This window comes from Enterobacter sp. FW301-JW81 (genome assembly GCF_058788735.1).
Genome location: NZ_JBYTBA010000002.1, coordinates 86,195 through 100,249 on the forward strand (window position 1 = coordinate 86,195; position 14,055 = coordinate 100,249).

Sequence of the window (14,055 nt, forward strand, 5' to 3'; positions counted from 1 at the left end):
GCGGCTTTTTTCTGCCCGGAGGGATACACCAGAATGCTGTTAAGTAAATCAGCCTACGCCAGGCATATGGGCGTCAGCCGGCAAACTGTTTACGGCTGGATAGCCCGCGGTGAAATTGTAATTTCAGGCGATAAAGTGGATGTTGACGCATCGCAGGCTAAACAAAATTCTGCTGGTGCTGGCGAACACCAGACTGAAATGACGTGGGCGCAGGCCGCCGCATGGGTATGGGGGCATGGCGGCGGGAAAGCACTGCCAGCTGATATTGATGCTGGCCAGCGAATAGAGGCCGCAGCCGCTGAGCTGGGTTTTGAAGTTCAGCACGAGCCCGATGAACAATTGCTGATTCTCTTCCGGCCGGATGAAGAAACCCACAGCTTCTATGGCAAAGATCACATGGCTGGTGGTTTGCGTTTCCTGCGTTCCGAGCTGGCCTATGTGGCAGCAATGCATCCAGACACCCAGGATGACTGGAGCGAAACAGGATTAAAGGCACTCTGTTTGCTGGCAGGCGAGAAACTGTAAACCCCCGGCCAAACCTAACTCCTCTAACTTGACACTTTTTCGTGAAAAACAGGGAAAAGTGTCAACCCCACCTAACGGATCCTGACGCCTACGAACAGCAGCTACAGCAGAAGTGTAAAGGGCTGGCGTTGAGAATTGTTGAGCCTTGGTTGTTAGCTTTTGTTAATCCTGATGCGAAGCAGGGCAGGTGTCAGCCTGTTATGGTTTGTTATGCCTTACTAGGGAAAACCAGGGGTAAAGTGTCAACCGCTACCGCTTTAGAAAACTTCAGGTACACGAACTCGGGAAGGGGAGGTGTTAAGCACTCCCCCTTTGCAACCATCCTCGAGCCTCTTTCAGATCGCTGTTCTGGTTTGCCCGGACGCTGGCGTTCAGATTGAGTTGTCAAAAGTTGTCACCCACCGGCAGCGCCAAAGGGCATTTTCGGCTGAACGCGCTCTAAGTTACAGTTGCTTTCAACAGACTTGTATAACTATTTCTGTTATACATATCATGAAGATAAGGTCCATTATGGTGGGATGTCAGGTAATATATATTTATAAAATTGTGGCTGAGTACGATAATGAAATAACCTTTGAATTTGTTGTTAACATTGGAGGGTTGTAAGTGAGCTTAGATTGGATACTTCAAAAAAAAGAAACCCACCGCCTTTATTCTAATGCGACTTGGGTTCCATTGCGGGCAGTTAAAACAAATGAACAAGGCCATGTATATAAGGTTGGTTATGAGAGTGATTTCTTCGGTTGTGGTTCTATAGCTGTTCCAATTGAGTTTAAAGAACAAGCCGAAAACCTTAGTTGGAACGATATTGGAATTGTAGAAACAAAACCTTATGCATACAGGAATGGTCAATATTCTCCTGTAGACCAATATGAATATCATGATAATGAACCTATAGGCCTACACTTGGTTTTTGATTATTCCCTTCCAGTGTTGGGTGGGAATATATGGATGCTAAATCCTGATTTGATTATGGCTCTTCGGATAGTCAAAGAGGAGAACTCTTGGGTTAGACCAGAAGAAAATTTTGTTGAAGTTGTTCGAGAGTTTTATGATAGTCAAGGTGAACCAAATTTAATTGAAATAAAGCGAGAGTATTTAATTGATTATCTTGCTGCAAGAAATTTATCATTGCGTTTATCGTATTATAAGCAGCGTGTTATAAACGTTGCATCTCTTGAAAATAGTCAATTTAGTGGATTGGCAGATCATCATGAAGAACAAAGGGATGGTGGTCGTTTCCAACTAAGAGTCTGTAGTAATAACGACGTGTTTGGTGGTAAATGGGCTATGTTCCGGACTTGGCGAACAGATATTGATGAGGATGAAGATGCACCTGTTATGGGGCCGGAAAACGAAAGTAATACTGCTTACGAAAAAAAGGAGGGTAACCATAGTGGATATGAAGGGACTCGAATTGAAGGAGAGTTCTGGCGAGATGAATGGATTGAACATCACGGCTTAAGCAAACGTGTCCGAGGCGATGATGATCCTAATTTGCCTCATTTTATTATTGAAACTGATGGGACACGATTAGCGTCCTCTAAACTGAATAAAGAAGATATCGGGCGCTGGTTATGGTTTCGTTCAAGTATCGTAAATGAACTTTTAAGCTTTCGCGGATTTTCTATCGAATGGTTTACGTCTGAAACAGGAGCCTTAATATCGGCTTCGCAAAAAAGTGTTCATTTTGGGATAAATGCTGCAGATCTCATTACCGTCTATGCTTGCGACATTGCTCGTCTAGATGGCTGGGAACAACATGTCTGGGCCGCGCATAATGTTGTCCCTGATGGCAAAGTATCTTCTGAGCTTTTGGCTGCGCAAGTTAAAGCGATGCCGGCTGAAACTTATGCAGTTGAGTTCTTGTTTTTTGAAGTTATGAAAATGTTGGAAGATATATTTAAAGAAAGACTTGGAATTGCATTGTTCTCACATGATATTGATATTAATGAGGCTAAAAAAAATATTCTAAGGTTTGTAAGCAGAGATCAGGCATCCTTACTTCGGTTGGCTAAAGAAATTGTAAGATATTTTTCAGATAGACTAAATGTCCGAGAATTAAGAAAAATATCAATGCATCCAGATAAGGAAAAATTAGGTTCAAATAAATTATTGCAAAATATTTTATCTCAAAAAGTTGGAGAAGAAAAAGCTCGAGAAATTTTTGGACCGATAGTTGGTGCCTATGATATGAGATTGGGAGATGCTCACCCAACAAGTTCGAAAATTGGAGATGCTCTTAGACTCGCTGGAGTTGAAGATGATATCTCCTATTTACGAAAAGGTGAACGATTAATTTCCAATGTCGGTCAATCTATTTGGTTTATTGGGAAGTATATTAATGAATAGAAAAACAATGCAAAATGGTTCGAAAGTAATCATTGATCTTTCTAATCCATTAGAGCTTCCTCTTCACTATATTGAACGGCTAAATAACATCAAGGAACTTTGTGAATCCATTGAATTTTCTGATGAATTTGTTCAGCATCAAAATGTAAGAGGATTAGTGAGGGATATAAATGAATACTGCCTGCAAAATAAAATAGTTGGTATTCACTATACAAGAGCTGAACCTGAAAGCATTTTAAAAAAAGGGTTGCTGATACGAAATGGTAGAGATATAAGAGAAACATTTCTTAATGAATATGGATATCTTTTTTCAGAAGATGAATTAATCTATATGAGAAAAGTTTGGCATAAATATTACCGAAATCAGCAAGAATCAGTTAGAGATGGAAGGGTTTTCTTCAACTTCACTGAAACAGCACTGGATAATCGTGGAGCGGAATTTTTACTGGGCATGTATGGTGGTGAACAAATCAATATGTGTTTTGAGCCTGAAGAGCCTATCGGTTCAAAATTAAACTCAATTGGTAAGGCTATGGTTATCAGGTGTTCATTAGACCCCCATAGAATTAAAACATTTATTGAACACCCATGGGGACAAATACTTATGTCCTCATTTCATTCACTACATAACCATGAAGTTCATCAAATCGATCAAGATGGTTATCAATTTGTACCAGTAAAGCCTGAAGATATCCTTGAGATCAGAGTATTGGATCAGTGAAGAGAGGGGGTATGAACTATAAGCAAATGCCCTAGATATGTTTAACTCTTGATGTAATCGGTCAACTAGAGCTACCGAAGCTCTTTTGGAGTGTACCCAAGGGTGTACACAACTATAATGTTAAATTTAAAAAGTGTTTAAATAACAATTACTTAAGTAATTATTGGGCGTTCACATTAAGAAAAGCAAATAAGCTCTGTCGCTCTCACGAAAGCCCGCGTTATCGCGGGCTTTTTTTTGCCCAATCATACCGCCGGTTTTCTCTGTGTGAAGTCAATCACTATTCACTTTTAACCATTTTTAAATCTAAGAAAGTAGACAATCGTCGAATTTTCATCTTAAAGTCCAGGGTCCGGTACTAGACAAAACTAGCGCCTGGTTATCAAATGGTTAACCAACTTTTCGCCGCATGTAAAAAATCGGCCAGATACGTAACTGGCCGGCGTACATGATGGTGTTTACAAGCACGACGACATACCTTTCGGGAGAATTATGCAATCCTCTGTTAATCAAAAAGAGAGCCGAACGTTCTTCGGCCATCCGTATCCGCTCGGTTCACTGTTCTTCACCGAGATGTGGGAGCGTTTCTCGTTTTACGGCATTCGTCCGTTACTGATCCTGTTTATGGCCGCCACCGTCTATGATGGCGGGATGGGGCTGGCGCGTGAAAACGCCTCAGCGATTGTCGGTATCTTTGCCGGTACCATGTACCTGGCCGCGCTGCCGGGTGGGTGGCTGGCCGATAACTGGCTCGGCCAGCAGAGAGCCGTCTGGTACGGTTCAATCCTGATTGCTCTCGGTCATCTGTCGATTGCGCTCTCCGCGGTGATGGGGAACAACCTGTTCTTTATTGGCCTGATGTTCATCGTGCTCGGCTCAGGGCTGTTCAAGACCTGTATTTCGGTGATGGTCGGCACCCTGTACAAAAAAGGCGATGCGCGTCGCGACGGCGGTTTCTCGCTGTTCTACATGGGCATCAACATGGGCTCGTTCATCGCGCCGCTGATTTCCGGCTGGCTGATTAAAACCCACGGCTGGCACTGGGGCTTTGGTATTGGCGGTATCGGGATGCTGGTGGCGCTGATTATCTTCCGCGTGTTTGCCGTTCCGGCGATGAAACGTTATGACGGTGAAGTCGGCCTCGATTCCACCTGGAACACCCCGATCGTTAAGCGTAACGGCGTGGGCGTTTGGCTGCTGGCGCTGGCGGCTGGCGTGGCAACGATCGTGACGCTGATTGCGCAGGGCGTGATTGTCATTAACCCGGTCGCGGTAGCCAGCGTGCTGGTCTACGTGATTGCGGCATCCGTTGCGCTCTACTTTATTTATCTGTTTGTTTTTGCGGGACTGAACCGTAAAGAGCGCGCCAGGCTGCTGGTCTGCTTTATTCTGCTGATCTCCGCGGCCTTCTTCTGGTCTGCGTTTGAGCAGAAGCCAACCTCGTTCAACCTGTTTGCCAACGACTACACTAACCGCACGATCGGTGATTTCGAAATCCCTGCGGTGTGGTTCCAGTCAATCAACGCCCTGTTCATCATCCTGCTGGCACCGGTGTTCAGCTGGGCATGGCCGAAGCTTGCGAGCAAAAATATTCGTCCGAGCAGCATCACCAAGTTCGTTATCGGTATTCTGTGTGCCGCAGCGGGCTTTGGCCTGATGATGCTGGCGGCGCAGAACGTGCTGAGCAACGGTGGTGCGGGCGTGTCGCCATTCTGGCTGGTGGGCAGCATTCTGATGCTGACGCTGGGTGAGCTGTGCCTGAGCCCGATTGGTCTGGCGACCATGACGCTGCTGGCGCCGGAAAGAATGCGCGGCCAGATGATGGGGCTGTGGTTCTGTGCGAGTGCTCTGGGTAACCTGGCGGCGGGCCTGATCGGCGGCCACGTGAAGGCCGACCAGCTGGATATGCTGCCGGATCTCTTCGCGCGCTGCTCCATCGCGCTGCTGATTTGTGCCGCGGTACTGATCGTTCTCATTGTTCCGGTGCGCCGCATGCTGGAAAATGCGCAAACTAAGCCGGCTGCTAACGCCTCATAAACCTCGATTTTGCCGGGGCGGCGTTATGCCCCGGCAATTTACTCAACGAGGTAAGAACATGCTGTTAGGGTTTGTTGGTCTTGGCGCAGTCGTTGAAACAGCTTACCTGCCCGCAATACGAAAACTTTTTGATACTCCCCCTCACTGTTTAGGCTTTGATATCCAGCCCGTAAAACAGCCGGAGGGTATAACGCGCTGCTCCACACTGTCTGACCTTCTCTCCCAGCCGCTTGATACCCTGTTTATCACCACCGCATCGCTGCACCATCTTGAGGTGCTGGAGCAGGCCATAGCCTCGCCCGTGCCGCGCATTGTGGTTGAAAAACCGATTGTCGCCATGCTTTCTCAAATCGAAAAGCTTAACGCGCTGCTGGCCATGCCCGGCGTGGCGCCCCGCGTGCTGGTGATCGACCACTGGATGGCGCGCATCGACACGGTGAAGCGGCAGCTGGTTGGCAATGTCTCTGACATCGTCAAAATCGACGGCTTTTTGCAGGAGCCGAGCGGATTTAACGCCGCAGGAGAACCCATCGCGCTTAACTTTGCCACTGGCGAGCCGGACGCGCGTACGCTTCGTCACCCTGATGGCGTGATTCTGGATATCGGTACGCACGTGCTGGCGATGCTGCGCGAAACGGTGCGCTATCTGGGCGGGAGTGATGAGATGACGTTGCAGGTGGTCACGGCTAAAGACCGCCTGGGCCACGCTATCGCAAAAGGCGACCTGACCACGGCGGAAGGTGAGGCGCATCTTCAGGGACACATCAGCGGCGTGTCGGTGGATATCTGGCTTAACAAATACGCGGGACCCGCGGGCGGGCAAAAAGGCTTACGGTTCTGGTTGCGCGACGGGCGGACCATCAGTTACGACCGGCACGGCGCAGAAGATGTGCTTGAGCTGATAAATAGCGACACGCGTCAACGCTGGAACATTCCCGGCACGATCTACGAGCACTGTCTTGCAGAGCATATTCTGGGCGCCAACAGCCTGTTTGAACGGGATCCGCACGAGGTGAGCCGCACGACGCGCCGCAGGATCGAGGAAGTGACACTGCTGCTGGCGTTACAGCAACAGCTGCGTGGCCCGCACTGACCGCGACGTGGTAAAATTATCGCAGACCTGAACCCTTTAAAGGAGTCACCATGACGATTACCTGCCCGGATTGCCAGGCACCGCTTGAGCCTCAGAATGGGGTAGCGCACTGCGAAAGCTGTAATAAGGATATTGCGCTCGAAGCCCGCTGCCCGGAGTGTCATCAGCCACTCCAGGTATTAAAAGCCTGCGGGGCGGTGGACTATTTCTGCCAGAACGGCCACGGTCTTATCTCTAAAAAACGCGTGGAGTTTGTTCGGGCCGAAGGTTAATCACACACGCAGCCTTCGCCCTTCTTCCACAGCTCGACCAGCGACTCGGGCGCTTCCTGCTCCGGTACCAGCACGATGATATCGGTGTAGTGGGCCTGATTTTGCCCGGTCCAGATAATCTGGATGCGGAAATAGCGCTGGTCGCCGCTGCCGGGTGACGAGGCCTGCCCCGGCGGCTGGCCGCGCGGAAAGGCCTGTTCAAGGATGCTCACCAGGCGCTGGCGCTGGGCCTCATTGAGCGAGGACAGCGCGATGGTGCGCTGGCCGCTCAGCTTAGGAATAAAAGCGACGCCGCCTTCCCGGGCCAGCTCAACCACGGCGTCATCCGTCAGTTCCGGAACCTGCATTTACAGCACTCCCACCTGTTCCCAGGCTTGTTTTATGGCCGCCCCAACGCCGCTGCCGGAGCGTTTCTCTCCGTGCGCTATCGTCAGTTTTGCAAAGGCCTCAAAATCCGCATCCTGCGCCAGATTGCGATCGCAAACCGTGTCGTACCAGGCATAACCCGCTTTTTCCCAGGCGTAGCCGCCGATCGCCGTCGCGGCCAGATAAAACGCCCGGTTGGGGATGCCGGAGTTCAGATGCACGCCGCCGTTATCCTCGCGCGTTTTAATGAAATCTTTCATGTGCGCGGGCTGCGGGTCTTTGCCGAGCAGCGGGTCGTCATAGGCGGTGCCCGGCTCAGACATCGAGCGCAGCCCTTTGCCGTTGATCCCTTTCGCCAGCAGCCCTTCGCCAATGAGCCAGTCTGCTTTATCGGCGGTTTGCTTCAGATGGTACTGTTTGACCAGCGAGCCAAACACGTCTGACAGCGACTCGTTCAGCGCGCCCGACTGTTCAAAATAGATAAGCCCGGCTTCGGTCTCGGTAACGCCGTGGCTCAGCTCGTGCCCCACGACGTCAATGGCGATGGTAAAGCGGTTAAAGATTTCCCCGTCCCCGTCGCCAAAAACCATCTGCTGGCCGTTCCAGAAGGCGTTCTGATATTCCCGGCCATAATGCACGGTGCCGGTCAGAATCAGGCCCTTGTTGTCGAGTGAATCGCGCCGATATGCTTTCCAGAAGAAATCATGGGTGATACCCAGATAATCGTAGGCTTCATCCACCGCCACGTCGCCGTTCGACGGCTGGCCTTCATAACGCACTTGCGTACCCGGTAGCTCCTGGGTCTGCTTCGCATCGTAGATATCACGCTCCAGCTGTCCGGCCTTGCTCACGTGCGGCGCGGCGGGCTTGCCGGGCATGTGGGCCATCAGAGTCTGGACATGGGTCAAGGTCTGGCGGGCACAGCGCTGCTGCGGCTCGGAACCGCTTTCGATAATGCGACGAAGGATGTAGGGGGGAATGACACTGTAAAGATGGGACATGCTGCTCTCCTTAGTTCTGGCAAGGCCGAATAAAAGGGAATAGCAGCAGTATAGTTTCTAACCGGCGAAGAATTATCCGGTTTTTCGCTGACGCGGCTTTTTCGCCGGTTTAATTGATTTCACTTCGCTTTCTACCCAGCCGTCCGACAGGCGGGTTGTCAGCACATCGCCGGCGTTCACCTGTTTGGTCTGCTTGAGCACTTTGCCGTCCGTCGCCGTCGTCACGCTGTAGCCGCGCGCCAGCGTGGAGAGGGGGCTGACCGCTTCAAGATGGGTCACCGCATTGCCGAAACGCTCGCGGGTGGTGCTCAGACGCGCGCGGATAGTTTCCGCCAGACGATACTCCAGCTGCTGGATCCGCGTTTGCGCGCGATAAATTTTCGGCTGCGGGTTCTGCTGGTTCAGGCGCTGTGTAGCTCGCTGCTGGCGCGAGACCGCGCGCTTAAGCTGCGCATCCACCGCAAAACTCATGCGCTGGCGCAGACGTTCCAGCACGGTCTGCTGACGCGCCAGACGCAGCTGCGGGTGCTGCTGCTGAAGACGGTGATGGATCTGGGTGAAGCGGCGAGTGCGGCTGGCGAGGAAGTAGTCCATCGCCATCTCCAGGCGCTGCTGGCCGTTCTGAAGCTGACGCAGCAGCTCCAGCTGGTTGCGGCTCACTACTTCCGCCGCCGCGGACGGCGTAGGCGCGCGTAGATCCGCGACAAAATCCGCAATCGTGACGTCCGTTTCGTGGCCGACGGCGTTCACAACGGGGATTTGGCTTGCGAAAATCGCTCGCGCCACGCGCTCGTCGTTAAAGCTCCACAGGTCTTCCAGCGAGCCGCCACCGCGCCCAACGATTAATACGTCGCACTCCTGACGGGCGTTCGCCAGTTCAATGGCGCGCACAATCTGGCCCGGCGCGTCGTCACCCTGTACGGCGGTCGGGTAGATAATGACGGGCAGGGAAGGGTCCCGACGCTTGAGCACGTGCAAAATATCGTGCAGTGCCGCACCGGTTTTTGAGGTGATGACCCCCACGCAGTGGGCCGGTGAGGGCAGGGGCTTTTTAAACTGCTGGTCGAACAGCCCCTCGGCAGAGAGCCTGGCTTTTAACTGCTCATACTTCTGCTGTAACAGGCCTTCACCCGCGGGCTGCATGCTCTCGACGATAATTTGATAATCACCGCGCGGCTCGTACAGGGTGATATTGGCGCGCACCAGAACCTGCTGGCCGTGCTGAGGACGAAACGTGACGCGACGATTGCTGTTGCGGAACATCGCGCAGCGCACCTGGGCGGTATCGTCTTTTAGCGTAAAGTACCAGTGGCCGGAGGACGGCTGCGTGAAGTTTGAGATTTCACCGCTGATCCAGACCTGCCCCATTTCCTGCTCAAGCAGCAAACGCACCGTCTGATTCAGGCGGCTGACGGTATAAATTGAGGGGGATTGAGAGGATAACATGTGAGCGGGATCAAATTCTAAATCAGCAAGTTATTCAGTCGATAGTAACCTGCTGAGAGGCAATCGCAAGCATTTTTTTCAAAAAAGTGTAGATGCAATCGGTTACGCTCTGTATAATGCCACGGCAATATTTAACCACCCAGGTCAGAGATATTGCCCATGCTACGTATCGCTAAAGAAGCACTGACGTTTGACGACGTCCTCCTCGTTCCCGCTCACTCCACCGTTCTGCCGAATACTGCCGATCTCAGCACGCAGTTGACGAAAACCATTCGCCTGAACATTCCTATGCTCTCCGCGGCAATGGACACCGTGACTGAAGCGCGCCTGGCTATTGCCCTGGCACAGGAAGGCGGCATTGGCTTTATCCACAAAAACATGTCTATCGAACGTCAGGCGGAAGAAGTTCGCCGTGTGAAGAAACATGAATCCGGCATCGTGTCTGATCCACAGACCGTTCTGCCAACCACCACCCTGCACGAAGTGAAGGCCCTGACCGAACGTAACGGCTTCGCCGGTTACCCGGTTGTGACCGAAGAGAACGAGCTGGTCGGTATCATCACCGGTCGTGACGTGCGTTTCGTGACTGACCTGAACCAGCCTGTCAGCGTGTACATGACGCCAAAAGAGCGTCTGGTTACCGTTCGCGAAGGCGAAACCCGCGACGTGGTGCTGGCAAAAATGCACGAAAAACGCGTTGAAAAAGCGCTGGTTGTCGACAGCAGCTTCCACCTGCGCGGCATGATCACCGTTAAAGATTTCCAGAAAGCAGAACGTAAACCTAACGCCTGTAAAGACGAGCATGGCCGCCTGCGCGTCGGTGCTGCGGTTGGCGCCGGTGCCGGTAACGAAGAGCGCGTTGACGCGCTGGTTGCCGCAGGTGTTGACGTCCTGCTGATTGACTCCTCTCACGGCCATTCCGAAGGCGTTCTGCAGCGTATTCGCGACACCCGTGCCAAATACCCTGACCTGCAGATCATCGGCGGTAACGTGGCCACTGGAGCAGGCGCTCGCGCGCTGGCAGACGCCGGCTGCAGCGCGGTGAAAGTGGGTATCGGTCCTGGCTCTATCTGTACCACGCGTATCGTGACCGGCGTGGGCGTTCCGCAGATCACCGCCGTGTCTGACGCGGTAGAAGCGCTGGAAGGTACCGGTATTCCGGTTATCGCTGACGGCGGTATCCGCTTCTCTGGCGACATCGCCAAAGCGATCGCCGCGGGCGCAGCTGCAGTAATGGTCGGCTCCATGCTGGCCGGTACCGAAGAATCCCCGGGTGAAATCGAACTCTACCAGGGCCGTTCTTACAAATCTTACCGCGGTATGGGCTCCCTGGGCGCGATGTCCAAAGGTTCCTCTGACCGTTACTTCCAGACCGATAACGCCGCAGACAAACTGGTGCCGGAAGGTATCGAAGGTCGCGTAGCGTATAAAGGCCGTCTGAAAGAGATCATTCACCAGCAGATGGGCGGCCTGCGCTCCTGTATGGGTCTGACCGGCTGTGGTACCATTGACCTGCTGCGTACTAAAGCGGAATTCGTACGCATCAGCGGTGCGGGTATCCAGGAGAGCCACGTTCACGACGTGACGATCACCAAAGAGTCCCCGAACTACCGTCTGGGCTCCTGATAAGTTTCCGCGCCCGGCTTCTGCCGGGCGCTCTGTTTTTGTTTCACTTGCCTCGGAATTAGCGTCAATGACGGAAAACATTCATAAACATCGCATTCTCATCCTGGACTTCGGTTCGCAGTACACTCAGCTGGTGGCGCGTCGCGTACGTGAACTGGGCGTTTACTGTGAGCTGTGGGCATGGGATGTCACGGAAGCACAGATTCGCGAATTCAATCCAAGCGGCATCATCCTGTCCGGCGGCCCGGAAAGCACTACCGAAGCGAACAGCCCGCGCGCGCCGCAGTACGTGTTCGAAGCTGGCGTGCCGGTATTCGGCGTCTGCTACGGTATGCAGACCATGGCAATGCAGCTGGGCGGCCACGTAGAAGGCTCTAACGAGCGCGAGTTTGGCTACGCACAGGTAGAAGTCGTCACCGACAGCGCGCTGGTGCGCGGTATCGAAGACTCCCTGACCGCAGACGGCAAACCGCTGCTGGACGTGTGGATGAGCCACGGCGACAAAGTCACCGCCATCCCGTCTGACTTCGTGACCGTTGCCAGCACCGAAAGCTGCCCGTTCGCGATCATGGCGAACGAAGAAAAACGCTTCTACGGCGTGCAGTTCCACCCGGAAGTGACCCACACCCGTCAGGGTATGCGCATGCTGGAGCGCTTCGTGCGTGACATCTGCCAGTGTGAAGCCCTGTGGACCCCGGCTAAAATCATCGACGACGCCGTTGAGCGTATCCGCCAGCAGGTTGGCGATGACAAAGTGATCCTCGGCCTCTCCGGCGGCGTGGACTCCTCCGTAACCGCAATGCTGCTGCACCGCGCGATTGGTAAAAACCTGACCTGCGTCTTCGTGGACAACGGTCTGCTGCGTCTGAACGAAGCCCAGCAGGTCATGGACATGTTTGGCGATCACTTCGGTCTGAACATCGTTCACGTGGAAGGCGAGCAGCGCTTCCTGGACGCGCTGAAAGGCGAGAACGATCCGGAAGCGAAACGTAAGATCATCGGTCGCGTGTTCGTGGAAGTGTTCGACGAAGAAGCGCTGAAGCTGGAAGACGTGAAGTGGCTGGCGCAGGGCACCATCTACCCGGACGTGATCGAATCCGCGGCCTCCGCCACCGGTAAAGCACACGTCATCAAATCTCACCACAACGTGGGCGGCCTGCCGAAAGAGATGAAGATGGGCCTGGTTGAACCGCTGCGCGAGCTGTTCAAAGACGAAGTGCGTAAGATCGGTCTGGAACTGGGTCTGCCGTACGACATGCTCTACCGTCACCCGTTCCCGGGCCCGGGTCTGGGCGTGCGCGTGCTGGGCGAAGTGAAGAAAGAGTACTGCGACCTGCTGCGTCGCGCGGACGCTATCTTCATCGAAGAGCTGCACAAAGCTGACCTGTACAACAAAGTGAGCCAGGCGTTCACCGTGTTCCTGCCGGTTCGCTCCGTCGGCGTGATGGGCGATGGCCGCAAGTACGACTGGGTTGTTTCCCTGCGTGCGGTGGAAACCATCGACTTCATGACCGCGCACTGGGCGCACCTGCCGTATGACTTCTTAGGCCGCGTGTCTAACCGCATCATCAACGAAGTAAACGGCATTTCCCGCGTGGTGTATGACATCAGCGGTAAGCCACCAGCTACGATTGAGTGGGAGTGATTTCCCAACCGGAAACGTCTGGTACTAACAGCTTCTAAATTATCTCTAAGCCCGCGGATTGCGGGCTTTTTTTGGGCCATGGCTGGCAACACCATGCGTGGTTTAAACGTGGTATTTCGAGAGGGGGGATTTATCGGTAAAACTGTGGTTTACACCCGATCCCATGCTGCACCAATTCAAGACTAAAGATAAGCGTTACAAAGAAAATAGCCATGTGGTTTATGGATGTTACCATTACCGCTGACCTGTCTCTTCTCGCTATGGCGTTGTCAGGTTAGTGCCAGGAGGGGAAGTTGTTGTGACGAAATATGCTAAATTATGTAGGGCTGATTACGATTAGGGAAAAGTAAAAACCTTAGCCACTTATGTATCAGCTTGACTGGCAAAAATTAGGGAGACGTAAGGTTTGACGAAGACTGAATATAGAGAAATGTTGCAAGGCACTTTAAAAAGCTACACACAAAGTGCAGTCGATATGATCTTTAAGATCAAGACTAACCTTCCAGAAAAAGCTAAGTCAGTCGAAGTCGGTATTCACCCTAATCAGGATGAGGACGGAATGTTTTCTGTCATGGTTCATCTTTGTGGCCCAGACCCGTATGTTCTCAACAAAGCTATAGCAGATTATCGATTACTTTTTGATGTAAAAGTAATCGAGGGCAAATTACATCCAAATGTACCCATATTAGATCCTGACGAAGCTTCATTTTCGATCAATGACATGATTGTTGAAGTTAGTATTGATTGGGTCAAGATAATATGGAATTTGTCTGGAGGTCTGAAAATTCCAGGATATGTATTTGGAGACGAATGTTCTTCAACAGATCTTATACCATTGAGCAAATGAATTGTCCGCTCCTCGCTCAAAGCAGACCTACGATTCGGTTAGCTTCCGCTCTGTGTCAGAAGTGGACGTTACTAACAGCGTAGTGTGTTAATCTATAGGGCGCAGGTCAGCTTATCTCTCATCA

At 52.2% G+C, this 14,055-nt stretch carries 12 protein-coding genes; 9 read left to right on the forward strand and 3 right to left on the reverse strand.

Annotated features, from left to right (window positions below):
* Positions 1-33: 33 nt before the first annotated feature.
* The 6 genes from AC3WOK_RS07390 (at position 34) to AC3WOK_RS07415 (ending at position 7,000) form a co-directional block, all read left to right on the forward strand.
* Positions 34-525 (forward strand): DNA-binding protein, encoded by a 492-nt coding sequence (locus AC3WOK_RS07390; protein WP_492354263.1) that lies wholly within the window; start codon positions 34-36, stop codon positions 523-525.
* 606 nt (positions 526-1,131) lie between these two features.
* On the forward strand, positions 1,132-2,877 hold the full coding sequence (locus AC3WOK_RS07395; RefSeq protein WP_492354264.1) for a hypothetical protein: 1,746 nt from the start codon (positions 1,132-1,134) through the stop codon (positions 2,875-2,877).
* A complete protein-coding gene (locus AC3WOK_RS07400) occupies positions 2,870-3,598 on the forward strand; it encodes a hypothetical protein (protein ID WP_492354265.1) in 729 nt (242 codons plus the stop codon). Before AC3WOK_RS07395 ends, AC3WOK_RS07400 begins: the two co-directional genes overlap by 8 nt.
* Before the next feature lie 492 nt (positions 3,599-4,090).
* Positions 4,091-5,635 (forward strand): peptide MFS transporter, encoded by a 1,545-nt coding sequence (locus AC3WOK_RS07405; RefSeq protein ID WP_492354266.1) that lies wholly within the window; start codon positions 4,091-4,093, stop codon positions 5,633-5,635.
* 58 nt (positions 5,636-5,693) lie between these two features.
* Complete coding sequence (locus AC3WOK_RS07410; RefSeq protein ID WP_492354267.1) at positions 5,694-6,728, forward strand: Gfo/Idh/MocA family oxidoreductase; 1,035 nt, start codon at positions 5,694-5,696, stop codon at positions 6,726-6,728.
* A 50-nt stretch (positions 6,729-6,778) separates the two neighbouring features.
* Positions 6,779-7,000, forward strand: coding sequence for a zinc ribbon domain-containing protein (locus AC3WOK_RS07415; protein WP_025912814.1), 222 nt, complete (start codon positions 6,779-6,781; stop codon positions 6,998-7,000).
* On the opposite strand, the gene AC3WOK_RS07420 is transcribed toward AC3WOK_RS07415, so the two are convergent.
* The 3 genes from AC3WOK_RS07420 to xseA all read right to left on the reverse strand — a co-directional run bounded on the left by AC3WOK_RS07420 (position 6,997) and on the right by xseA (position 9,813).
* Complete coding sequence (locus AC3WOK_RS07420; protein WP_025757698.1) at positions 6,997-7,347, reverse strand: protealysin inhibitor emfourin; 351 nt, start codon at positions 7,345-7,347, stop codon at positions 6,997-6,999. The genes AC3WOK_RS07415 and AC3WOK_RS07420 overlap by 4 nt on opposite strands.
* Entirely contained in the window at positions 7,348-8,367 is a 1,020-nt protein-coding gene (locus AC3WOK_RS07425) for a M4 family metallopeptidase (protein WP_492354268.1), read from the reverse strand.
* A gap of 72 nt (positions 8,368-8,439) precedes the next feature.
* Positions 8,440-9,813 (reverse strand): exodeoxyribonuclease VII large subunit, encoded by a 1,374-nt coding sequence (gene xseA / locus AC3WOK_RS07430; RefSeq protein ID WP_492354269.1) that lies wholly within the window; start codon positions 9,811-9,813, stop codon positions 8,440-8,442.
* A gap of 159 nt (positions 9,814-9,972) precedes the next feature.
* Between xseA and guaB the strand changes: the two genes are divergently transcribed.
* From guaB to AC3WOK_RS07445, 3 genes are all read left to right on the forward strand, one after another.
* Entirely contained in the window at positions 9,973-11,439 is a 1,467-nt protein-coding gene (gene guaB / locus AC3WOK_RS07435) for an IMP dehydrogenase (RefSeq protein ID WP_023333022.1), read from the forward strand.
* Between the two features lie 67 nt (positions 11,440-11,506).
* Positions 11,507-13,084: a glutamine-hydrolyzing GMP synthase gene (gene guaA / locus AC3WOK_RS07440; protein ID WP_023300703.1), complete on the forward strand. Its 1,578-nt coding sequence runs from the start codon at positions 11,507-11,509 to the stop codon at positions 13,082-13,084.
* Positions 13,085-13,490: 406 nt separating this feature from the next.
* A complete protein-coding gene (locus AC3WOK_RS07445; protein WP_065366306.1) occupies positions 13,491-13,931 on the forward strand; it encodes a DUF6389 family protein in 441 nt (146 codons plus the stop codon).
* Positions 13,932-14,055 lie beyond the last annotated feature (124 nt).